The sequence below is a fragment of the Paraburkholderia sp. XV genome (assembly GCF_020177535.1).
Taxonomy (GTDB): domain Bacteria; phylum Pseudomonadota; class Gammaproteobacteria; order Burkholderiales; family Burkholderiaceae; genus Paraburkholderia; species Paraburkholderia caribensis.
Map to the genome: position 1 here is coordinate 1 of NZ_JAGUUD010000263.1, position 1,240 is coordinate 1,240.

General features: G+C 61.8%; 1 protein-coding gene. It reads right to left on the bottom strand.

Going from position 1 to position 1,240, the window contains the following annotated elements; all coding sequences use genetic code 11:
* Nucleotides 1-43 precede the first annotated feature (43 nt).
* The coding region (locus KFO72_RS41830; RefSeq protein WP_225034554.1) for an IS256 family transposase at nt 44-1,240 on the bottom strand (1,197 nt) is incomplete at its 5' end.

The following is a 1,240-nucleotide window of genomic DNA, read 5'->3' on the forward strand; positions in this document are numbered from 1 at the left end:
GAGCCTGTCCGCATTTTTGTGGGCGAGGCGGTTAAAGGAATCGTTAGCCGCGCGCCTGCGTAAATCGATCGCCAAACAGAATAGCAAACTGGTTCATGGCTGACTTCCAGTCGAAGGCTGAGCGCACGTTTTTGGCCAGGACGTTGCGCAATGCCAGCCAGAGTAGCTTGATTGCAGCCTCGTCATTGGGGAAGTGACCGCGGGTCTTGATGATCTTGCGCAACTGCATGTTCAGACTCTCAATGGCGTTCGTGGTGTACACGACCCGCCGGATCTCGGGTGGAAACACGAAGAACGGCGTGACGTGCTCCCAGGCGCGCTGCCAGGACTGCACGATAGTCGGGTATTTCGCGCCCCATGGCCCATCAGCAAAGGCCTGCAGAGCCTGCTTCGCTGCCTCTTCGCTGGCAGCTGCGTAGATCGGACGCAGCGCCTGGGCGACAGCCTTGCGGTCCTTCCAGCCAGCGTATTCCAGGCTGTTGCGGATCAGATGCACGATGCAGGTCTGCACCACCGTCTTCGGGTAAGCTGCGCCGATCGCGTCGGTCAGCCCCTTCAGGCCGTCAACGACCGCAATCAGGATGTCCTGGCAGCCGCGGGTCTTGAGTTCGTTGAACACCTTGAGCCAGAACTTCGCGCCCTCGGTCTGCTCGATCCACAGGCCCAGCACATCGCGCTGGCCGTCCGCCTGAATGCCCAGAGCCAGATACACCGCCTTGTTGCTGACGACACCGTCATCGCGGATCTTGACCCGCAACGCGTCGAAGAAGACCACCGGATACATCGTCTCGAGCGGACGGTTCTGCCAGGCCAGCGTTTCGGCCATCACCTCGTCGGTGACCGAACTGATGAAATCGGGCGACACCTCGGTGCCGTAGCTCTCGGCCAGAAAGGCCTGGATCTCGCGCACGCTCATGCCACGCGCGTACATCGCGATGATGCGCTCGTCAAAGCCGGTGAAGCGGCGCTCGTGTTTGGGGATCAGGATCGGCTCGAAGCTGCCGTCGCGGTCGCGCGGCAACTCGACCCGGACGACGCCACGATCGGTGATGACCGTCTTGCGGCTGGCGCCGTTGCGCTCGTTGGCCTGGCCAGCGGGTTTGGATTCTCCCGGCGGATACCCCAGATGCAGATTCATCTCCGCACCCATCGCGCGTTCGATAATCGCCTTGTTAAACGCCAGCATCAGATCCTGCACCTCGGTCGGCGTCATCGGCCCCTTGACCAGCTCGTCCAGCAG